We start from the raw sequence: 21,078 nt of genomic DNA on the forward strand, positions 1-21,078 counted from the left end.
GATTACGCGCTCGCGCGCTAATCCGACCTACGCGGTAAAAGCTGTGTTCACGGCTTTCAGGATTTCATCGGAAAATGCTTCATCGTCGACGGCGCGCGCCAGCGCCACGGCGCCCATCATGGCCGACAGCATGACGATGGCGTCTTGCCGCGCATGATTTTTCTTTTTCCACGGGAAATGCGCTGCCAGCTTGCCGATGATGGCTTTCAGGTGGAAGGTGAAGGCAGGGCGCACGGCCGGCTGCTTGCGCGCGTCGCCGGCCAGCGCCGCCAGCAGACAGCCATCGCCCGGTGCGTCGCGATGGGCCGCGCTTACGTAATCGCGCACGTACTGGCGCATGGCTTCCGGGCTGATGGTCGCCGCATCGAGCGCCACGCGCGAATGTTCCGAGCCGTGCAGGGTGCTTTCGGCCATCAGCGCTTCCTTCGAGGCGAAATGGTTGTAGAAGGGGCCGTGCGTGAGTCCCGTCGCCTGCATGATCTGCCCCACGCTGACGCCGTCGTAACCCTTTTCACGGAATAGCCGCGCCGCCTGCGTCAGGATGCGCTGGTGCTTTTCGGCGGTTTCTTCGGCGGGATAACGCATGGCAGGCTCCTGATCGCGATTCAAAAAATAATGGTTGACATCATACATGATGTTCGTCATGCTTCAACACATTAAACATGATGACCGTCATATTTAATGTGTTGAAGCATGATGGCTATCATGTTTGATGGCCTCAACCCACCCCATACTGAAGAAGGAATGATCATGAATGCAGTTACTACCCAAGGCACGGCCCTCATCACCGGCGCCTCGTCCGGCCTGGGCGCCGTGTATGCGGACCGTCTGGCCGCGCGCGGCTTCGATTTGATCCTCGTGGCGCGCCGGGTCGAGCGCCTGGGCACCCTGGCTGCCTCGCTGGCGGAAAAATATGGCGTGGCCGTGCGCGCCATGGCGGCCGATCTGGCCGCACCGGCCGACCTGCAGCGCGTGGCCGAAGAACTGGCCAGCAACCCAGCCATCACCATGCTGGTCAATAACGCGGGTGTCTCGACCCTGGGCGCCGTCGTGGACTCGCCACGCGAGGGTATCGCCGCGATGGACCAGGTCAACGTGGCGGCGCTGGCGCAGCTGACGTACGCCGTGCTGCCGCAATTCAAGCAGCGCAACCGGGGCACCATCATCAACATCGGCTCCGTGCTGTCCTTCCACATCCTGCCCGTCAGCACGATCTACAGCGCCACCAAGGGCTATGTGATGAATTTCACGCGGGGCTTGCAGCAGGAACTGGCCGGCACGGGCATCACGGTGCAGCTGGTGCTGCCCGCGTCGACGGCGACGGAAATCTGGGAATTGAGCGGCGTGCCGCTGGCACAGCTGGACCAGGCGACCATCATGCGCGCGGAAGACTGCGTCGATGCGGCGCTGGCGGGCCTGGACCAGGGCGAGCTGGTAACCTTGCCTTCGGTGGAAGACCAGGCCTTGTGGGAGCGTTTTGACGCGGCCCGCCTGGCCCTGTTCGCGGGCGCGATGCGCGGCAAGCCGGCATCGCGCTATGGCGTCAAAGGCAGCGCTTAAGCGGCGTTGAGCGCCTGTTCGAGGTCTTCGCGCAAGTCGTCGATATGCTCGATGCCGACGGACAGGCGCAGCATGTCTTCGGACACGCCCGCCTTGGCCAGTTCCTCGGGATTGAGCTGGCGGTGCGTCGTGGAAGCAGGGTGCGTGGCCAGCGACTTGGCGTCGCCGATATTGACCAGGCGCGTGAACAGCTGCAGGGCGTCGAGCACGCGGGCGCCTGCCGCGCGCGGATCCTCGCCAGCCGCCAGTTTCAGGCCGAAGGACAAGATGCCCGAGGCGCGGCCGTGCATGTATTTTTTCACCAGCGCGTGGTCCGGGTGGTCTTCCAGGCCCGCGTAATTGACCCACGCGACCTTCGGATGCTGTTTCAGGTGTTTGGCCAGGGCCAGCGTGTTGTCGCAGATGCGGTCCATGCGCAGGGCCAGGGTCTCGATGCCCTGGATCAGCTGGAAGGCGGAGAGCGGTGAAATGGCCGCGCCCATGTTGCGCAGCGGGACGACGCGCGCGCGGCCGATGAAGGCGGCGGGGCCGAACGCTTCCGTGTAGACGACGCCGTGATACGACACGTCCGGCTCGTTCAGGCGCTTGAAGCGTTCCTTGTGCTCGGCCCACGGGAATTTGCCGCTGTCGACGATGGCGCCGCCCACGGTGGTGCCGTGACCGCCCAGGTATTTGGTCAGCGAATGGACGACGATGTCGGCGCCATGCTCGATGGGGCGGAACAGATAGGGGCTGGGCACCGTGTTATCGACGATCAGCGGGATGCCGTGCGCATGCGCGATCTCGGCCAGTTTCGCCACATCGGTGACATTGCCCAGCGGGTTGCCGATCGATTCGCAGAAGATGGCCTTGGTGCGCGCATCGATCAGGGCGGCGAAGGTCTCGGGCTGGCGCGCGTCGGCGAAGCGCACTTCGATGCCGATCTGCGGCAGGGTGTGGGCAAACAGGTTGTAGGTGCCGCCATACAGCTGGCTGGCGGAGATGAAATTGTCGCCCGCTTCGGCAATCGTCTGGATCGCATAGGTGATGGCCGCCATGCCCGACGCCACGGCCAGCGCGGCCACGCCGCCTTCCAGCGCCGCGACCCGTTTTTCCAGCACGTCCTGCGTGGGGTTCATGATGCGCGTATAGATATTGCCTGCCACCTTGAGGTCGAACAGGTCGGCGCCATGCTGGGCATTGTCGAAGGCGTAGGCCACCGTCTGGTAAATGGGGACTGCCGCCGCCTTCGTGGTCGGGTCGGGGGTGTAGCCGGCGTGCACGGCCAGGGTTTCGATTCTCATGTGGTCTCCGGTGTCGATGGTATGCGGTGGTGAAATCCGCAGCCATTGTGCCATGCGACCATTAGCGCGTTGCTACGCTTGATAGAATATTAAGTCATAAGCTAGTGCTGTCTTGATATAAGTCATTCAGCTCCGCCAGGCCGATGAAACGTTCATGCGTGCCGTTCTGTGCGCAGGCAAACGCGCCGCCGATGGCGCCGCGGCGCATGGCGGTGTCGATGCCCGCGCCATCGAGCCAGGCGTGCAAGAAGGCGGCGACAAACGAGTCGCCGGCGCCATTCGTGTCCACCACGGGCAGCGTCAAGCCTGCCGTCGGATAGTGGCGCACTTCGCCGCTCGTGCGTTCCAGCAGGTAGGCACCGTACGCGCCCGCCATGGCGATCACGGCTTGTGCGCGGCCTTCCGAGATGATGGCGCGCATGACGTCGTCCCGGCGCTCGCCCAGCGCCGCCGTGCTGAGGAAGACCAGGTCGGCGCGCAGTGCGAATTTTTTGTGGTGCGGGTTGATGCCATCCCAGTCGTGCAGATCGGTCGACACCGTCGTGCCGCATACCTGCGCATCGTCAAACAGTTCGGCCACCCAGCCCATGATGGAAAAGTGCGCGTGGCGGGCCGGGCCCAGGTAGGGCAGATAGAAGGCGGCCGGCATGCGCACGTCTTCCGGGTGGCGGCCGTCGTACAGCGACAGCCGGCGGCCTTGCGGGTCGACCAGGTTGACGCTGCGCCGCGTGCCCGAAGGCTCGACGATGTGCGAGAAATCGAGCCTGGTTTCCTTGTAGCGCTGCAGGATGGCCGCGCCTTGCGCATCGTCGCCGATGAAGTCGATGAACTTGCAGCGCAAGCCCAGCGCATGGCAACCGAGCGCCACGCCATTGCCCGTGTGCGCCACGTAGTCGCGGATGGGTGGCACATGCAGCGAATCGGCCACGGGCAATTGCAGGTCGGGGACGCGGACGATGGTGTCGATGCCGGCGCCGCCGACCACTAAGATGTCATAGTTGCTCATGGTGCTGCCTTTTCTAACAGGACGGTGCCGGCCGCGTTCACGGCGACGGCACCCTCCTTGACGATATAAGTTTGATGCGTGTAGGCGTCGCGCAGTTGTGTGCCATCGGCGAACACGCCGTGCACCTTCAGTTCGAGCGCGCCTTGCGCCTCGGGCACGGCGATGATGGCGTCATCCTGTATCACGCGGGCGAACGCATACGGCTTGTCGTTGATGAACCGGTGTTCGCCGCGCGCCAGGGCAGGGTGGCGCAGCCGGAACTGGCCCAGCTTGCGTGCATGCGTCAGGGTGGCCCCATCGAGCGAAGACCAGTTCATGTCGGAGCGGGTCGCCTGCTGTTCGTCGCCGATGGGCGCCACGCCGGGCTGGCGCGCGCTTTCATCACCGTAGAACAGCTGCACGCCGCCTGGCGCCAGCAGCAGGGCGGACAAGCCATGCTTCAGCCGGTCGCGCGGGAACAGGCTGGTGTCGTGCGACGAGATATACGACAGGATGTCGTGGCGGGGGCCCGGGCCCTTGCCCAGCAGGCCCGCGTACTGGCGGTACACGCCATCGATGCTTTTCCAGTCGCCGCCCGCGCGATTCTGGAAATCGAAATTGATCATCGAGTCGAATCCCGCGTCATGCCAGCTGCTGCGCTCGGGGCCATGGCCCCATGCCTCGCCCGTCATCCAGAATGGTGCGTCGTCGATTTTCTGCTGCGGGTGGCGCGCCTTCCAGTCGGCCAGGGCATCGGTGGCCGCCGCGCGCAGGGCCAGCCAGCTGGCCGGCTCCACGTGCTTGACGGTGTCGGCCCTGAAACCGTCGACGCCGAATTCGCGCACCCAGTCGGCCAGCCAATGCACCAAGTAGCCGCGCACGGTGGTGTCGGGCAGGGCGACGGCGCGTGTATCGGCTTTGCGCTGCAGAATCGGCGGCAAGCCCACGGCCTTGCCGCTTTCCGTGCGGAAGTCGGGCAGGTAGGCCAGCTGCATGGTGTAGTCGTCCTTGCCGCCGTCTGAATAGCCGGGCAAGCCGGCGCGCACCCAGTCTGGACCCCACCACTGCTTGAATTCGAAGTTGTTGTAGTCGATGAAGCTGTGATAGTCGCGCAGCACGGCCTTTTCGTGGCCAGGCCACAGCACGGGCACCTTGTATTCGGACAGGGTGCGCAGGTCCGCATAGCCGGGATGGTTCAGCACCACGTCGAACAGCACGCGGATGCCTTGCGCGTGGGCCGTGTTGATCATTTCGCGCAATTCCTCGCGCGTGCCCATGTTGGCGTCCATCGTCGTGTAGTCGAGCGCCCAGTAGCCGTGGTAGGCGTAGTGCTGGAATTGCTGTTTGCCGCCCACCACCCAGCCGTGTATCTGCTCGTACGGCGCCGTGATCCACAGGGCGTTGACGCCCAGTTCCTTGAAGTAGCCGGCTTTGAGCTGCTGCGTGATGCCGGCGATGTCGCCGCCGTGGAAGCTGCCGACGTCGCCGCCTTGCGGGTCGGCGGCGCGGCCATAACTGTGGTCGTTGCCGGGATTGCCGTTGGCGAAACGGTCTGTCACGGCGAAGTAGACAATCGGATTCTCGGCAAAGCTCCCTGCCTGCGCCGAAGCGCACAACAGCAGGGCGGCCAGCGTAGTCAGGGTGCGCCGCATGGTCAGCCTTTCACGCCGCCAGCCGTCAGGCCGGAGATCATCCATTTTTGCGCCAGCAGGAACACGGCCGTGATGGGCAGGCCGGACAAGATGGCGGCCGCGGCGAAGTCGCCCCACAGGTATTTTTGCTCGTACAGGAACAGCTTCGAGCCGACGGCCAGGGTCAGGTTGTTCTGTTCATGCAGCAGCACGGAAGCGATCGGGTACTCGATGATGGCGCCGATGAACGACAGCAGGAAGACCACCATCAGAATGGGCACCGTCATCGGCAGCAGCACGTAGACGAACGCTTGCCACTGCGTGGCGCCGTCGACCTTGGCCGCTTCCTCGATCTCGATGGGGATGGTTTGATAGTAGCCCTTGATGGTCCAGATATGCAGGGCGATACCGCCCGTGTAGGCCAGCACCAGGCTGCCGTGGTGGTCGATGCCCAGCCATGGCACGTAGCTGCCCAGCACGTCGAAGATGGCGTAGATGGCCACCAGGGCCAGCACGGCGGGGAACATCTGCAGCAGCATCAGCGCGGACAGCGTCTGCGACTTGAAACGGAACTGCATGCGCGCGAACGCATACGCGCAGGTGGTCGACAGCAGCACGGTGACGGTGGCGCTCATGCTGGCTACCTTGATGGAATTCCACAGCCACAGCAGCACAGGGAAATCCGGTTCGACGAGGGCACCGTTGGGCGCCTGGTAGGACATGCCCAGCGCCAAACGCCAGTGCTCGAAGCTGATCTCGGGCGGTATCAGGCTGCCCGAGGCGAAATTGCCGGGCCGCAGGGAGATCGACAGGATCATCAGGAAGGGGAACATCACCAGCGCGATCAGCGCGATCACGGCGACGTGGGCCGCCAGGATGCGCCAGCGGTTGGAACGGTCGACAACGATAGCCATGGCTGTCCTTTATGCTTTGTTCATGCGCGTCAGGCGCATGTTGACCAGCGAAATCGCGGCCACGAGGAAGAAGATCAGGGTCGAGATGGCGGCAGCCAGGCCAAAGTTCTGGCCGGAATCCTCGAACGCGATGCGGTAGGTGTAGGACACAAGCAAGTCCGTCGTGCCGGCCGGCAAGGTGGTGTCGAGGAAATCGGGACGCCCGCCCGTCAGCAAGCTGATCAGCACGAAATTATTGAAGTTGAAACCGAGACTGGCCACCATCAGCGGCGTGAGCGGCTTGATGATCAGGGGCAGGGTGATCTTGAAGAAATTCGTCAGCGGTCCCGCGCCGGCCAGGGCCGAGGCTTCGTACAGGTCCGACGGAATCGCCTTGATCAAGCCCATGCACACCACCATCATGTAAGGGTAGCCGAGCCAGGTATTCACGATCAAAATCATGGCCTTGGCCAGGGTGGTGTCCGAGAACCAGGCGGGCTTGATGCCGAACAGGGCGTCGAGCACGAGGTTGATTTCACCAAAGTTATTGTTGAACAAGCCCTTGAAGACGAGGATGGAAATGAAGCCCGGCACGGCGTACGGCAGGAACAGCAGGGTGCGATACAGGCCGCGGAAGCGCAGCGCATCCCAGTTCAGCAGTACAGCCAATACCATGCCCAGGCCTGTCGTCGTGGCCACGCTGATCAGGGCGAAAACGATGGTCCAGACAAAAATGCGCAGGAAGGGGCCGCGGAACGCTTCATCGGAGAAAATCTTGACGAAGTTGGCGAAGCCGACGTTGACCTTGAAGCCCGGCTCCAGTTTCGTGCCATCCGGCATTTCATAAAAGCCCGTCTTGAAGTTCGGCGTGACCAGTTCGCCCGTGGCGATCTTCTTCAGGGTCTTGTCCGGTAGTTGCTTGTAGACGTGCGCGACGGGACCGAATTCGCGCAAGCCCACCATGCGCAGCTCGATCTTGTTCGGCAGCACGAGGGTGAGCAGTTTCAAATCTTTTTGCAGGGCGATGATGTCCTTGATGCCCAGCGGCGCGGCCAGCACGGGCGCCTGCACGGGATCGACCGGTGCTACCTCCACGTTCAGGGGCACGGCGCGCTTCAGGGCCAGCGGCTGCGTCAAGAGCACTTCGCCCGTGTCCGGGCTTTCCAGGCGCAAGCGGTATTCCTTGTTGTCGGCATGCACGGTCATCGCATAGCCGGCGCTTTCCACCCGCTGCGTTTCGTCGAGCAAATATTGCGTGGCCCGTTCATAGGTGAGCAGGTTGCGCGAGCTGAAATTGGTAAAGCCGATCGACACCGTGTACACCATCGGCAGCAGCACGAAGACGATCACCGCCGTGATGCCGGGAAACAGATAACGGTAGGCATAGGCGCGCGGCGACGTGAAGACAAACGTCGTCAGGGTCAGCAAGCCGAGGAAAACGGCGGCCAGCATGGTCTGGCCGGAAATGTACAACATGAAGAGCAGATACAGACCCAGCGCCATGCTGATGGTCAATACCGTAGGGCCGATAAACTTGCGCACGATGGATACCTGTGAAGATGGATGCTGTTTGCGTTGAACTTGTACGCAACGGAGAGCTGGGGTCAGACCCGGCGGGTCTGACCCCGGATTTCGTGAAGTTACGTGATGCAGCGCGATACTGATTAATTCGCCGTCGTAATCCGCTTCGCCGCCGCATCCAGGCCATCCTTGGTCGTCTGGCGGCCTTGCGTGATGTTTTCCAGCGCCGATTGCATCGACGACCAGAAACGGCCCATTTCCGGGTTGTTCGGCATCGGGCGGCCCGCTTGCGCGCTTTCCATCGTTGCCTGGATGTTCGGATTGGCTTTCAGTTCCGCGAACAGCACCTTGTTGGCTGGCGTGCCCAGCGGGACGTCGGCGTTGATGGTTTTCAGGCCATTGATCTGCAGCATCTGGTTTTCCAGGAATTCTGTCGCCAAATCCTTGTTCGGGCTGGCCTTGGAAATCATCGCGCCCAATACGCCCACGAATGGCGTGGCCGTCTTGCCTGCCACGGTAGGGATCGTTGCCACGCCGAAGTTGATCTTCGACTTGCGCGCATTGTCCCACGACCATGGGCCGTTGATCATCATGGCGATCTTGCCCTGGTTGAAGCCCGCTTCCATTTCCGCGTAGCCGGCACCCTTCGGCATGGCGCCGCTGTTGATCAGGGTCATCAGCGCATTCACGCCCGCCTGCGAACCGGCATTGTTCACGCCCGTCTTGGCTGCATCGTAGCGGCCGTCGGACTTGACTTCAAACGGGAAGCCGCCGCCCGCGCCCAGCAATGGCCACGTGAAATAGGTATTCGTGTAATCCCACAGGATGGCTTTCTTGCCTTGCGCGGACAATTTCTTGTCCAGTGCGGCGATTTCCTCGAAGGTTTTTGGCGGCGTTGGCACCAGGTCCTTGTTGTAGACGAGGGCGACGGCTTCGATGGAGATCGGATAGCCCCAGGTCTTGCCGCTCACCGTAAAGGCGTTCCAGGCCAGCGGCAGGATGGCGGCGCGCGCTTCTTTGCTTGGCGTCAATGGTTGCAGCAAGCCGGCGTCGATCCAGGTGCCGATGCGGTCATGCGGCCAGATCCAGATGTCCGGACCCTTGCCGGCGGCGGCCGCTTGCTGGAATTTGTTCGGCGCATCTTCCGGATGCTCGACGACGACCTTGATGCCCGTCTTCTTGGTGAATTCTTCGCCGACCTTGGCCAGGCCCTTGTAGCCTTTGTCGCCATTGATCCAGATCAGCAGGGTGCCTGCTTCGGCCGCGTTCGCCATGCTGACGGCGGCCAGGTTGCCGATGCCGGCCAGGGCGGCGGCGATCAGGGTGGTTTTGATGAAGCTGCGTTTCGGGTGCGTGAAGGACATGTCAATCTCCAGTATCTTTTTTTATGCTAAGTTTATGTTGAGTATCAAGGCTGAAACGATACAACCAGGCCAGGCGGCGCCTGTAGCGCCTGGCCCTTTAAATGCGGAATCAGGTACGGGTCTGGCCGTGCTCGTCGAATACGTGGACGCGGGCGGGCGCCACCTGCAGCGCCACGGATTGGCCAATGGTCCAGTCCGTTTCCGCATCGGCGCGCACGACCAGCGGCTCGTCGCCGCCTGCTACGTGCACGTACAGATAGCTGATGTCGCCCAGTTTTTCCACGGCCTGCACGGTGGCCGTGATGGCGGCCGTGGCGCCGGGCGCGCATGCCTGTACGTGTTCGGGACGCGCGCCGACGGTGACGGGGGTGCCGCTGGCCAATGGCTGCGTCAACACGGCTTGCAGCATGCCGCCCGCGTTGGTGGCGATGGTGGCCACGCCGTCGGCATAGCTGTGGATCTTGCCCTTGAGGAAATTCATGCGGGGCGAACCGAGGAAGCCGGCCACGAACAGGTTGGCCGGGTGGTGGTACAGCTCGAGCGGCGCGCCCACCTGTTCGATGCGGCCCGCGTTGAGCACGACGATGCGGTCGGCCAGGGTCATCGCTTCGACCTGGTCATGCGTGACGTAAATCATGGTCGAGCGCAATTCGCGGTGCAAATTCGCCAGTTCGATGCGCATCTGCACGCGCAGCGATGCGTCGAGGTTGGACAGCGGTTCGTCGAACAGGAAGACGTCGGGCTTGCGCACGATGGCGCGGCCGATGGCCACGCGCTGGCGCTGGCCGCCCGACAAGTCCTTCGGTTTGCGTTCCAGCAAAGGTTCGATGCGCAGGATTTGCGCGGCGCGCTGCACGGCGTCGGCGATCTGCACCTTGCTCATGCCGGCCAATTTGAGACCGAAGGCCATGTTCTGCGCCACGCTCATGTGCGGGTACAGTGCGTAGCTCTGGAACACCATGGCGATGCCGCGCTTGGCGGGCGGCACGTCGTTCATGCGGGTCTTGCCGATGAACAAGTCGCCGCTGCTGATTTCTTCCAGGCCGCAGATGCTGCGCAGCAAGGTGGATTTACCGCAACCCGACGGACCCACGAAGACCATGAATTCGCCATCGGCGATCTCCAGGTCGATGCCGTGCAGGGTTTGCACGTCGCCATATGCCTTCTTCAGCCCTGCTAATTTCAGTCCTGCCATGTCGTCCTCATCATCTCAATTTGGCCCCGCTGATGCGCGGGGCTCGTTATTGTAATTGGCGGCATGGCCGCCAAAGCCTGCGATTTACGCCAAAGTGCCGAACCAGCCGCCATGCGGAGGCAGGCTGAGCTGTTGGTTATCTTTACTACCTGGCAAGCCATGGCCGACAAGATCGGCCGCTGCCGCCGCGTCCGGCCAGGCGAAGGTGACGGCCTCCGTGCCCAGGTTGAAGGCAGCCAGCACGGACGGTTGGCCGGGCAAATCGCGGCGCAGGGCCAGCACAGGTTCCGGCGCATCGAAGAAGACGATATCGCCGCGCAGCAATTGCGGCAGGGTACGGCGCCAGGCGAGGATGTTCTGCGCAAAGCGCAGCGCCGAGCCGCTATCGTGTTCTTCGACGTCGACGGCGCGCGCCAGATGCTCGGGCGGCACGGGCAACCACGGCGTGGTGGTGCTGAAGCCGCCATGCGGCGCTTCGGCCACCCACGGCATCGGCGTGCGGCAGCCGTCGCGGCCCTTGAACTGAGGCCAGAACGGGATGCCGTACGGGTCTTGCAGCGCTTCGAAAGGAATGTCCGCTTCCGTCAGGGCCAGCTCGTCGCCCTGGTACAGGCACGGCGTACCTTTCAAGGCGGCTTGCACGGCCAGCACGACCTTGGCCAGCGAGGGCGATGGGTTCTCGCCACCCCAGCGCGTCATGACGCGCACGCTGTCGTGGTTGCCCACGGACCAGGAAGCCCAGCCGTCGGCCACTTGCGCTTCGAATTCTTCCACTTGCTTGCGGATGTGCGCGGCCGAAAACTCCGCCGTCAGCAAGTTGAAACTGTAGGCCATGTGCAGCTTGTCGGCGCCCGTGTAGGCAGCCATGGTGGCCAGCGCATTGTCGTCGCCCACTTCGCCGATGGAAACGGCCTTGTATTCGTCGAGCACGGCGCGCACGCGCTGCAGGTAGGCGATGTTTTCCGGCTGCGTCTTGTCGTACACGTGCGCCTGCATGCCGTAGGGATTGATGGCCGACACGCTGCTCGCATCGCGCTGCGCGGCTGGCGGATTGTCGCGCAGCAACTGGTCGTGATACGGGAAGTTGCAGGAATCGAAGCGGAAGCCATCGACACCGCGTTCGAGCCAGAAGCGCAGGTTGTCCAGCTGGGCCTGCTGTACGGCCGGATTGTGGAAGTTCAGGTCGGGCTGGCTGACGAGGAAATCATGCAGGTAGTACTGGCCGCGGCGCGGCTCCCATTGCCAGGCCGAACCGCCGAACACGGACAGCCAGTTGTTCGGCGCCGTGCCGTCCGGTTTCTGGTCGGCCCACACATACCAGTCGGCCTTGGGATTGTCGCGGCTCGAGCGGCTTTCCACGAACCACGGATGGTTGTCGGACGAGTGCGACAGCACCTGGTCGATCATCACTTTCAAGCCCAGTTCATGGGCGCGCGCCACAAGGCGGTCGAAATCGGCCAAAGTACCAAACATCGGGTCGACGTCGCAGAAATCGGCCACGTCATAGCCGAAGTCCTTCATCGGCGACGTGAAGAAGGGCGAGATCCACACGATGTCGGCGCCCAGGGCGGCGATGTAGTCGAGCTTGGAGGTAATTCCGGGCAAGTCGCCGATGCCGTCGCCATTGCTGTCGAGGAAGCTGCGTGGATACACCTGGTAGATGACGGCGCTGCGCCACCAGTCGGCGGGCAGATGGGCGAGATTGTTCTGGATGGTCGGCATGAATGATTTCTTAAAAGTTGCCTGTAGCGTTGGCTATCAGGGCGGCGCTGCTGGTTGGTAGGCGAACGTCTTATTTTAAAATTCAAAGCGCTTTGGGTATGAAATGAGTATAGTTCAAAGCGCTTTGAAAAGTAAAGCGATACACGCTCCAGACATACGATTTTTTTATGAGGGTGATTCAGGACAACAAGGTGGGAGGACCGGGGTCAGACCCGGCGGGGGAATGGCCCCAGTGGGACCCATTCCGATCACGCAGTGACTGACCCCAGCTTTCTGCTGCGGGCCAATGCAATATTTAACTACCTAATTACCGGTCCCGCCGACTCGCCCGGCAACAGTTCGCACGGCCACAGTTCCTGCAGGTCGGTGACGGGCGTGCCGTCCATCAGGGCCAGCAGCATGTTGATCATTTTTGCGCCGGCGCCGCGCGGGTCGGGCTGGACGACGGTGGTGACGTTGTGGCCGGCCAGGGAATCTTCCATCACGCCCCAGACGATCAGCGACATCTCGCTGCCGATGGCGATGCCCGCGTCGAGCAGGGCGCGCACGGCGCCCACGCCCGACATGTGATTGTCGACGATGACGGCGGTAGGGCGGGGCGAGCGGGCCAGCAGGCGCTGCATGGCCTGGTAGCCGGCGCGGCGGTCGTGGGCATTGTCGACCAGGTTGTCCGGGTCGACGGCCAAGCCGCCCGCCTGCATGGCGTGCTGGAAACTCTCGACGCGCTGGCGCACGAAGTTCAAGTCCGGCGTGGCGCTGATCAGGCCGATGCGCTGGTGGCCCAGCTGCGCCAGGCGCTCGACGGCCAGGCGCATGCCGGCCTCGTTGTCGTAGTCGAACCAGGCGTGCGGCTGGTTCAGCTGCGTGCGGCCATGCGCGACAAACGGCATGCCCTGCTGCGCCAGGTAGGCGATGCGCTCGTCGAACGGTTTCGTGCGCCCAACGATCAGGCCGTCGATGCGGCGGCCCTTGACCATGCGTTCATAGGTGTGGAATTCATTGGTGGCCGAAGCGGGCGCGATCATCATGTCCATCTGCTGCGCTTCCAGCGCTTCCGACATGCCGCCCACGATGTCGATGAACATGGGGTCGGCCAGGTCGTTCGGCATCAGCGGGTAGATGATGCCGACGATATTCGTGCGCCCCACGGCCAAGCTGCGCGCCATGGGATTGGGACGGTAGCCGGCCGCCTGCGCGGCGGCCAGTACCCGCTCGCGCGTGCGTTCGCTTACTTCCGGATAGCCATTCAAGGCGCGGCTGACGGTGGTTTCGGATATTCCTAGCGTTTTGGCGAGATTTTTGAGGTTCATGGATGCTGCAGTCGGGGTGGGTCGGGAGCGGTGCGGTGCCGTGCAATGCAGGGTAGTTTATCTGATAAATGCCGGAATGATCAGGGGTGTGACAAGCGGCGGCAGCGCCCAAAAAAATACGCGGGCAAACCCAGGGGCGCCCGCGCTAAAAGAGGATACTGCTGAATCACTACATTGAAGCTGCCGGCCATCGCGTGCAGCGGCGAAATGGTGGGTCCGGTTACTACCTGCCCCTGAATGAGCGGGCGGTGCTGCTGCCAGTGGCTGGCGCCTTGCGGCGTCAGCCAGTGTTGGATGCCTCTGGTCAATAAAGAGCGTCTGATAAAACGTTCAGGGCAAGGCGCGCGGTCGCAGACAGTACGCTAGTACGGCAAGACCGTGCAACGCCGCCATGGACGTTTTTCAGATGCTCTTACCACCACGACTCGACCTGGAAACCAACCGAGCTGCCGTTGGTCTTGCCACCAAACACGCCCGTCGACGACAGCGCCGATTCCGCGGCGGCGGCCGACTGGGCTGCCTTGTTCCATTTGGCGTAGGTGTAGAAGGCGCGCAGCACGGGACGCGACCAGAAGCTGTTGCCGGCCGACAGTTGCGGCGCGAAGGTCAGCTTGGTCAGGTTGCGGCTCTCGCCGCCTTCCGGCTTGACGATGTCGTGGCCCAGTTCCACGGCCAGGCTGTAGTTGTCCGTGAAGTGGTAGACGGGACGCGCGCCGATCGATGTCCATTTGCTGCTCACGCCTGCCGTTTCCTTGTCTTCGTAGACGAAGGTGCCCATGCCCGACCACGCGCCTTTGGGCTGGATCATGATCTGTTCCGTCAGGCGCACGACCTTGTCATCCTTGCCGGCGCCCAGGCTGAAGCCGCCCGTGTTGGCGGCGCTGCCTTTGCCGTACTGCAATGCCACCTTGTTGAAGCCGCCCAGCAGATTGCCTTGCGTATGCATGATGGTCAGCAAGTGGCCGCTGGCGATGGGGGCCGCGCCTTGCGCGTTGCGTTTCTGGTTGAATTGCAGGCCCAGGGTCAGTTCGCCATCGGGGTTGACCTTGATGCCGGAGAAGCGCAAGTCGTGCGACAGGCCCATGCGATTGCTGTCGCCATCGTCGGCCGTGCGCACGATGGCGTAGGCCAGCTTGGCGGCGCCCAGGTCGATGTTTTCCAGGCCGGCGCCCGGGCCGCTGTTATTCCAGAAGTAGTAATCGGTGATGTGCACGTCCTGGCGGTCATAGTAGCGCTTGCCGACCCAGGCGCGCGCTTCGGCGAAGGCGCCCGTGCCGATCTTGTCGGCGACCACGTTCATTTCACGCCACGCCGGGTCCGATTGCTCCCAATCCTGGTTCTGATTGACGGAAAACGCCACCAGGGTATTGATGCGGAAAGTGGTGCCGTTGGCTGCCTTGAAGGCTTCGCCGCCGAATTTCAGCTCGCCGTAGGTTTCGCACTCATTGCCCAGACGATACTTGGACGATGCGCCAGCCAGGCCGAAACACGCTTCCTTGCCGCCTTCGCTGCTGGTGCCGAAGCCCGAACGGATGTAGCCGCCGAAGTCGATCGGCAGGGCGGCCTGGGCCGACGCGCTCAAGGCCATGAGCACTGCCGCTGGCAACGCTTTCAAGAAAAATTTGTTCATTGTGTCTCCAGTGTTTTTATAGGTGTGGGATTAGCGCGCGTAATTTCGCACAACCAAAGCGCTTTAGTTATGTTTCAAAGCGCTTTGAGTATAGTTCAAAGCGCTTTGATCAGTAAACTAGTTTTATTCCTTGAAACTTTTGAGGTGTTGCGGAGAAACATCAGGGACGGCGGCGCGTGGGCGCCGCCGTGTACGGCAGGAGGAACGGTGATGGTCGTGACTTATTGCTGCGCCTTGCAGGCGGGCAGGGCGGTCGTGTCCGTTGGCACGGCCGCCGGATGACGCAGGAAGGCCAGGATCAGCAAGGCCGAGGCCGTCGTAATGCTGGCCAGCACATACAGCAAGTGGCGGAAGGCGGCGCCATACGCTTGCGCCAGTTCGGCGGCGCCGGCCTGCGGCAACAGAGCGCCCGCATGGCGTAATTCTCCCAGCGCCAGGAAGGGCGCCGCCAGCGCCGCCTGCTCCGTGGCGAGGCCGGGCACCTTGCCCAAGGCCGCCATCGTGAGCGTACCGAGCAGCGCGCTGACGATGGCCAGCGCCAGGCCTTCACCCGCCACGCGCGTCGTATTGAAGATGCCGGCCGCCATGCCGGCCCGCTCGACGGGCACGACGCTGATGGCCAGGCCATCCATCAAGCCCCACGGCAGACTGATGCCGCAGCCGATCAGCAGCAGCGGCCCGATCAAGGTAACGGGCGGTTGGCCCGGCGCACAAGTGGACAGCCACAGCAGGCCACCGGCCGCCAGCAGCAGTCCGGTGGCGCAAATGTGCGCGGCGGCGATGCGCTGCGCCGCCATGCCGGCCAGGATCGGCAGCACCAGCATGGGCGCCGACAGGGCGATCATCATGCGTCCCGCCTCCAGCGCGCTGTAGCCTTCGATGCCGATGAAGCGGGCCGGCAGCAATACCAGCAGCACGACAAAGGAAAACGCGGGCGCGGCCGCCAGCAATTGCACACCGGCAAAGGCGGGCAGGCGGAACAGGGTCAAGTCCAGCATGGGGCGCGACGCGCGCCGCTCCACGCGGATGAACACGCCCAGCAGCAAGGCCGCGCCACCGAGCAGCCCCAGGCTGGCGGCGCTGCCCCAGCCACTATCGGGCGCCTGCAGCAAGCCATAGGTAAACAAGGACAGGGCACCGGTAAACGTCAGGGCGCCGGGCCAGTCGACACCTTGCGCCTGCGGGTCGCGCGATTCGCGCATGGCGCGCGCGGCGGCCAGCAGGGCGGCCAGGCCGGCCGCGGCCGTGGCCGCAAAAATGGCGCGCCAGCCCGTGTGCGTGATCAAGGTGCCTGCCAGGAAGGGGCCGAAGGCCAGACCTACGCCGAAGGCCGTGCCGATCAGGCTGAAGGCGCGCGCACGGGCGGGGCCGTCGAATTCCTGCGCCAGGGCCGCCAGTCCGCTCGACAGGGCCATGGCGCAACCGAGGCCCTGGACGGCGCGCAGCACGTCGAGCCACACAATGCCGGGCGCGGCCGCCAGTGCCAGCGCGGCGGCGGAAAACACGGCCATGCCCAGCAGGAACACGCGCTTGCGGCCATAGCGGTCGGCCAGCGCGCCGGCCACCATCAGGCAGCCGCCAAAACTGAGCATGAAGGCATTCGTGATCCACGCCAGCGCCAGCGGCGTGCCGTGCAGGTCGGCGGCGATGGCGGGAATGGCGATGGCCGGCCCCGTAAAACTGAGCGGCATGCACAGCGCGGCCAGGCAGACGGCTGCCAGCACCAGCGTGCGCCGTGCAGTCGCTGGTTCCGGGGCTTGCGCGGGAAGATTCGTATCCATGGGAATGATTCCAGAAAGAGGGAATCCGATGATAATATGGACGTAATCTGTGAAAAAGTGGTTGAAAATCCGCTCATAACGGACAAATATTCCCTAGTGAGATCGCATGGATAATCTGAATGGTATTGCCGCCTTCGTGCGCGCGGCGGAAACTTCCAGCTATGTAGCGGCCGGGCGGCTGCTTGGCGTGTCGGCTTCGGCCGTGGGCAAGAGCGTGGCGCGGCTGGAAGAAAAGCTGGGCGTGCGCCTGCTCAACCGCAGCACGCGGCGCATCAGCCTGAGCAACCAGGGCGCGCTGTTTTACGAGCGTTGCCAGCGCATCCTGGCCGACCTCGGCGATGCCGAGGCGGAACTGTCGCACCTGGCAGAAGCGCCGCGCGGCAAGCTGCGTGTCAGCCTGCCCGTGATCGGCTACCGCATCATCCTGCCCCTGCTGGCGGAATTTACCCGGTTGTACCCGGAGATCGAACTCGACCTCGATTTCAACGACCGCCTTGTCGACGTGGTGGCCGAAGGCGTCGACGTGGCCGTGCGCAGCGGTACGCTGACCGATTCGCGTCTGATGGCGCGCGAACTGGGGCCGTTTGCCTTTGCCATCGTCGGCTCGCCCGCGTATTTCGCCCGCCATGGCGTGCCGGCCACGCCGCGCGCGCTGGAAGAGCACGCTTGCGTGCGCTACAAATTTCCCACCACGGGCAAGTTGCAGGAATGGGCCTTGCAGCGCGCCGAGGGCGACAGCGGCGGCGAGTTGCGCTTGCCGACCGCCTTGACTTGCAACAATATCGAAGCCTTGATCGGCGCCGCCACACAGGGCGTGGGCCTCGCCTATCTGCCTGACTTTATCGTGTGCGACGCCATCGCGCGCGGCGAACTGCAAGCGGTGCTGGCCGGCTACTTGCTGCACTCGAGCAAGTTCTGGGTGCTGTGGCCGTCAAGCCGCCACTTGTCGCCAAAAATTCGCGTCTTTGTTGACCATTTGTGTACCCACTTGCATTTCTCTTCGCTCCCTCCCGGCCCCGCGCCACTCCCTTGATGCCCCTGGCCGCCGCGCTGGCGGCTGCTTGGGGAATATTCCTACCCTAAAGCGATTAATCCTAACGCCGCCGAATTTATATTTGCTGCACCGCATCAAGCTATGCCGCACGGCATCAACTTATACCCTTTCTGAATACCCATCATTCGTTATGGAAATTGCCATAAGGAATTTATTTATGTTAATTTCATATCTGTTTCTGCAACATTGCATCGGCTCGCCGCTGGTGGGGACATGGGCAGGATTAGGCGCCATCAGCGTGTAGTAACCAACAATTAAGGGATGATAGTCCCGTTCCGTTCAGGGAGTGTGCATGAAGACAGTCACGACGACACCGCCGGATCCGGCATCAGCCGCGACAGCGAAACCGGCCCGCAAAACGGGTCTGCTGCTCGGTGGCGGCGCACCAAATTCCACTTTGATCGCCGGTGCCCTGGCCGCGTTTCTCGATGAGGGCATCGAATTCGACGTCATTTCCGCCTCGGGCGCCGGTGTGTTGATGGGTTTGCTTTACACGACGCCGCACGAAGCCACGCCGCGCCAGGCCTTGCAAAGCTGGGCCGACACGGGCGTGGCCGACAGCATCTACAAGATGATCCCGATCAACTACAAGGTCTTCCAGAAGCCGGGCATGCATGCGAGCACTTTCCGCGATGCCTTCCAGCCGCCGGCCAACAATCCTTTTTTTCAGGCGTTCCAGCAAACGTTTGCGGGCGTGCCCACGGCCTGGTCCGACTGGGGCAAGCTGATGGTGTCGTCGCTGTCGCCATCGGACTTGTCGGCGAAAAGCCTGGGCCTGTGCGCGCATTTGCCCTTCCTGGAAAAAGCCGTGGATTTCTCGGGCGTGGCGCGCATGCGCCCCGATTTCTACATCAATGCCTACAACCTCAGCGAGCACCGCATGCAAATCTGGGGCAAGCACGAGATCGAACCGATCCACGTGCGTGCGGCTCTGTCGTTCCCCTTCCTGTATGCACCGACGACCATCGCTGGCGACGACTACATCGAAGGCGCGGCCCTCGACACGCTCAATTTCGACCCGTTTATCGAAGGCAAGGGCGAGCACCATGACGCCGACACCCTGGTCATTCTCGACATCCTCGGTGACGAGCGCTTGCTGCGCAAGCCGCGCAACCTGTACGACGCCTGGGTGCGCTCCATCATTACGCCGCTCGTGAAAATTTCCAAGAGCGAGCTGCGCCTGTTTGAGCTCGAGCACAACACGGATGCGCGCACGGGCCAGCCCAAGCGGCGTTTGCTCAAGCTCGACCTGATGGGCGGCATCCCGGAGCAGCACTGGCCCGACACCCTGGACTGGTCCAGTTCGAACATGCAGCTGCTATTCGACGTGGGCCACAAGGCGGGCCTGGCGTTTTGCCGCCAGCATGGCGACTTGCTGCGCCGCGCGCCTGACGCCGCCCCAATGGCAGCTTAGCCGCTTGCAAGCGATCCCGGCCACCTGATCGGCAGCTCTTATCCCGCCTGGCCTTGCCAGGCTACCTTTTTACTGTGACACACCATGAATCTCACCAAGCAATTAATTCTGACCCTCACCATCGCCTTGCTGGCCCTGCTATTGCTGGGCGCCGGCGGCGCCATCCAGCTGCAGCGCGCCCAGGAGCGTTTTGACACCGTGCAAAACCGTATCATTCCCAGCATCCAGGGCTTGAATGCGGCCAAGGGTTTCCTCGCCGATTCGCGCCTGGCCGGCTACCGCCTGTCCGTGTTCTCGAACCTGGCCGACAAGACGGCGCTGGACAAGGCCGTGGCCGATGCCAACACGAATTTCGACAAGGTCATCGCCACCTACCGAGCCGAGCGCCTGTATGACGCGACGGACAGCAAGATGCTCGACGCCGACCAGGCCGCCATGGAAGCCTACCGCCGCGCGCTGGCGCCATTCTTTGCCGCCGCCTACGCGGGCGACATGGATGGCGTGCGCGCCACCTTGCTGGCCGGCACGCCGCTGGCCATCACGGCCGCCGCCGCGAAAAAGAGCATGGATGACCATATCGCCTACAACAACAAGCTGGTCGATGACGTGAAGGCGGAAAGCCTGGCCGCCTACGACACGGCGTTCAGCACCATGCTGGCCGTGCTGGGCCTGGCCGTGCTGCTGACGGGCGCGCTGGCCTGGCATATCTACCGCACCATCAGCGGCGGCCTGGGCAATATCGAACATACATTGGAAAGAGTCAGCGCCTCGCTGGACCTGTCCGCCGCCATGCCCGTCGAGCGCATGGATGAGGTGGGCCGCACGGCCACGGCCTTCAACAAGTTCCTCGAGCGCATCGTCGGCGTGATCGCCACCGTGCGCGCCTCGGCCGATACGGTCAGCGTGGCGGCCGCGCAGATTTCCGCCGGCAACGCGGACTTGTCCGTGCGCACGGAACAGCAGGCGTCATCGCTGGAAGAAACGGCGTCGAGCCTGGAAGAGCTGACCTCGGCCGTGCGCCAGAATACGGACAATGCGCGCCAGGCGAACTCGCTGGCCGTGTCCGCCTCGGACGTGGCCCGCAAGGGTGGCGCCGTGGTGGCGCAAGTGGTGGGCACGATGGGGTCGATCAACGAATCGGCGAAGAAGATCGCCGACATTATCGGCGTAATCGACGGCATTGCCTTCCAAACCAATATTCTGGCGCTGAACGCGGCCGTGGAAGCGGCCCGTGCAGGCGAGCAGGGCCGTGGCTTCGCCGTGGTGGCCACCGAGGTGCGCAACCTGGCGCAGCGCTCTGCGGCTGCCGCCAAGGAAATCAAGGGCTTGATCGAGGATTCCGTGGATAAAGTCAACACGGGCAGCGCGCTGGTCGACCAGGCGGGCGCGACGATGGAAGAAATCGTCGCCAGCATCCGCCGCGTGACGGACATCATGGGCGATATCGCCAACGCCAGCCACGAACAAAGCGCCGGCATCGAACAGGTCAACCAGGCCATTTCGCAAATGGACCAGGTCACCCAGCAAAACGCGGCCCTGGTGGAAGAGGCCGCCGCCGCCGCATCCTCGCTGCAAGACCGCGCGGTCGAGCTGGTCGACGTGGTGGCCGTGTTCCGCCTGCGCGGCGACGCCCAAGGGACGGCGTTGAAAGTGGCGGGCGGCTTGCCGGCCCCGGCAACAACTGCCGCCAGCCGGCGGGTGGCGCTGCCGGGACGTAGTGCTCGCGGCTAAATCT

General features: G+C 63.3%; 16 protein-coding genes. 4 read left to right on the forward strand and 12 right to left on the reverse strand.

Features of this window, described 5'->3' with window-relative positions:
- Positions 1-27: 27 nt before the first annotated feature.
- Complete coding sequence (locus SKZ59_RS19525; protein WP_319992687.1) at positions 28-585, reverse strand: TetR/AcrR family transcriptional regulator; 558 nt, start codon at positions 583-585, stop codon at positions 28-30.
- 165 nt (positions 586-750) lie between these two features.
- Here SKZ59_RS19525 and SKZ59_RS19530 point away from each other — a divergent pair, with 165 nt between their 5' ends.
- A complete protein-coding gene (locus SKZ59_RS19530) occupies positions 751-1,560 on the forward strand; it encodes an SDR family oxidoreductase (protein WP_319992688.1) in 810 nt (269 codons plus the stop codon).
- Here the strand turns inward: SKZ59_RS19530 and SKZ59_RS19535 are convergent.
- The 11 genes from SKZ59_RS19535 to SKZ59_RS19585 all read right to left on the reverse strand — a co-directional run bounded on the left by SKZ59_RS19535 (position 1,557) and on the right by SKZ59_RS19585 (position 16,875).
- The gene (locus SKZ59_RS19535) at positions 1,557-2,843 is read right to left on the reverse strand and encodes an O-acetylhomoserine aminocarboxypropyltransferase/cysteine synthase family protein (RefSeq protein ID WP_070218279.1); all 1,287 of its coding nucleotides are present in this window, start codon (positions 2,841-2,843) and stop codon (positions 1,557-1,559) included. The two genes, SKZ59_RS19530 and SKZ59_RS19535, sit on opposite strands and share 4 nt — an antisense overlap.
- Before the next feature lie 94 nt (positions 2,844-2,937).
- On the reverse strand, positions 2,938-3,849 hold the full coding sequence (locus SKZ59_RS19540; RefSeq protein WP_319992689.1) for a carbohydrate kinase family protein: 912 nt from the start codon (positions 3,847-3,849) through the stop codon (positions 2,938-2,940).
- Positions 3,846-5,480, reverse strand: a complete 1,635-nt coding sequence (locus SKZ59_RS19545; RefSeq protein ID WP_072454707.1) for an alpha-amylase family glycosyl hydrolase — start codon at positions 5,478-5,480, stop codon at positions 3,846-3,848. The genes SKZ59_RS19540 and SKZ59_RS19545 overlap by 4 nt, the downstream gene beginning before the upstream one ends.
- A 2-nt stretch (positions 5,481-5,482) precedes the next feature.
- Positions 5,483-6,373, reverse strand: coding sequence for a maltose ABC transporter permease MalG (gene malG / locus SKZ59_RS19550; RefSeq protein ID WP_034757081.1), 891 nt, complete (start codon positions 6,371-6,373; stop codon positions 5,483-5,485).
- Between the two features lie 9 nt (positions 6,374-6,382).
- On the reverse strand, positions 6,383-7,894 hold the full coding sequence (gene malF, locus SKZ59_RS19555) for a maltose ABC transporter permease MalF (RefSeq protein ID WP_072454706.1): 1,512 nt from the start codon (positions 7,892-7,894) through the stop codon (positions 6,383-6,385).
- Between the two features lie 122 nt (positions 7,895-8,016).
- Complete coding sequence (malE, locus tag SKZ59_RS19560; RefSeq protein ID WP_058047926.1) at positions 8,017-9,237, reverse strand: maltose/maltodextrin ABC transporter substrate-binding protein MalE; 1,221 nt, start codon at positions 9,235-9,237, stop codon at positions 8,017-8,019.
- Positions 9,238-9,346: 109 nt separating this feature from the next.
- Entirely contained in the window at positions 9,347-10,432 is a 1,086-nt protein-coding gene (locus tag SKZ59_RS19565) for a sn-glycerol-3-phosphate ABC transporter ATP-binding protein UgpC (RefSeq protein ID WP_319992690.1), read from the reverse strand.
- An 84-nt stretch (positions 10,433-10,516) separates the two neighbouring features.
- Entirely contained in the window at positions 10,517-12,154 is a 1,638-nt protein-coding gene (locus SKZ59_RS19570) for an alpha-amylase family glycosyl hydrolase (RefSeq protein WP_319992691.1), read from the reverse strand.
- 299 nt (positions 12,155-12,453) lie between these two features.
- Positions 12,454-13,464, reverse strand: a complete 1,011-nt coding sequence (locus SKZ59_RS19575) for a substrate-binding domain-containing protein (protein WP_319992692.1) — start codon at positions 13,462-13,464, stop codon at positions 12,454-12,456.
- A gap of 412 nt (positions 13,465-13,876) precedes the next feature.
- Positions 13,877-15,094, reverse strand: a complete 1,218-nt coding sequence (locus SKZ59_RS19580; RefSeq protein ID WP_034757095.1) for a maltoporin — start codon at positions 15,092-15,094, stop codon at positions 13,877-13,879.
- A gap of 221 nt (positions 15,095-15,315) precedes the next feature.
- On the reverse strand, positions 15,316-16,875 hold the full coding sequence (locus SKZ59_RS19585; protein WP_070304285.1) for an MFS transporter: 1,560 nt from the start codon (positions 16,873-16,875) through the stop codon (positions 15,316-15,318).
- Between the two features lie 106 nt (positions 16,876-16,981).
- Here SKZ59_RS19585 and SKZ59_RS19590 point away from each other — a divergent pair, with 106 nt between their 5' ends.
- From SKZ59_RS19590 to SKZ59_RS19600, 3 genes are all read left to right on the forward strand, one after another.
- Complete coding sequence (locus SKZ59_RS19590; protein ID WP_319992693.1) at positions 16,982-17,908, forward strand: LysR family transcriptional regulator; 927 nt, start codon at positions 16,982-16,984, stop codon at positions 17,906-17,908.
- Positions 17,909-18,221: 313 nt separating this feature from the next.
- Positions 18,222-19,343, forward strand: a complete 1,122-nt coding sequence (locus SKZ59_RS19595) for a patatin-like phospholipase family protein (RefSeq protein ID WP_070304287.1) — start codon at positions 18,222-18,224, stop codon at positions 19,341-19,343.
- Between the two features lie 84 nt (positions 19,344-19,427).
- Positions 19,428-21,074, forward strand: coding sequence for a methyl-accepting chemotaxis protein (locus tag SKZ59_RS19600; RefSeq protein WP_319992694.1), 1,647 nt, complete (start codon positions 19,428-19,430; stop codon positions 21,072-21,074).
- Positions 21,075-21,078: the final 4 nt, after the last annotated feature.

Source organism: Janthinobacterium sp. GMG2, from assembly GCF_033949445.1.
Taxonomy (GTDB): domain Bacteria; phylum Pseudomonadota; class Gammaproteobacteria; order Burkholderiales; family Burkholderiaceae_D; genus Janthinobacterium; species Janthinobacterium aestuarii.

Coding starts and splice junctions, on each gene's coding strand:
- SKZ59_RS19525 (WP_319992687.1), bottom strand. CDS start 585: ATGCGTTATCCCGCCGAAGAAACCGCCGAAAAGCACCAGCGCATCCTG.
- SKZ59_RS19530 (WP_319992688.1), top strand. CDS start 751: ATGAATGCAGTTACTACCCAAGGCACGGCCCTCATCACCGGCGCCTCG.
- SKZ59_RS19535 (WP_070218279.1), bottom strand. CDS start 2,843: ATGAGAATCGAAACCCTGGCCGTGCACGCCGGCTACACCCCCGACCCG.
- SKZ59_RS19540 (WP_319992689.1), bottom strand. CDS start 3,849: ATGAGCAACTATGACATCTTAGTGGTCGGCGGCGCCGGCATCGACACC.
- SKZ59_RS19545 (WP_072454707.1), bottom strand. CDS start 5,480: ATGCGGCGCACCCTGACTACGCTGGCCGCCCTGCTGTTGTGCGCTTCG.
- malG (WP_034757081.1), bottom strand. CDS start 6,373: ATGGCTATCGTTGTCGACCGTTCCAACCGCTGGCGCATCCTGGCGGCC.
- malE (WP_058047926.1), bottom strand. CDS start 9,237: ATGTCCTTCACGCACCCGAAACGCAGCTTCATCAAAACCACCCTGATC.
- SKZ59_RS19565 (WP_319992690.1), bottom strand. CDS start 10,432: ATGGCAGGACTGAAATTAGCAGGGCTGAAGAAGGCATATGGCGACGTG.
- SKZ59_RS19570 (WP_319992691.1), bottom strand. CDS start 12,154: ATGCCGACCATCCAGAACAATCTCGCCCATCTGCCCGCCGACTGGTGG.
- SKZ59_RS19575 (WP_319992692.1), bottom strand. CDS start 13,464: ATGAACCTCAAAAATCTCGCCAAAACGCTAGGAATATCCGAAACCACC.
- SKZ59_RS19580 (WP_034757095.1), bottom strand. CDS start 15,094: ATGAACAAATTTTTCTTGAAAGCGTTGCCAGCGGCAGTGCTCATGGCC.
- SKZ59_RS19585 (WP_070304285.1), bottom strand. CDS start 16,875: ATGGATACGAATCTTCCCGCGCAAGCCCCGGAACCAGCGACTGCACGG.
- SKZ59_RS19590 (WP_319992693.1), top strand. CDS start 16,982: ATGGATAATCTGAATGGTATTGCCGCCTTCGTGCGCGCGGCGGAAACT.
- SKZ59_RS19595 (WP_070304287.1), top strand. CDS start 18,222: ATGAAGACAGTCACGACGACACCGCCGGATCCGGCATCAGCCGCGACA.
- SKZ59_RS19600 (WP_319992694.1), top strand. CDS start 19,428: ATGAATCTCACCAAGCAATTAATTCTGACCCTCACCATCGCCTTGCTG.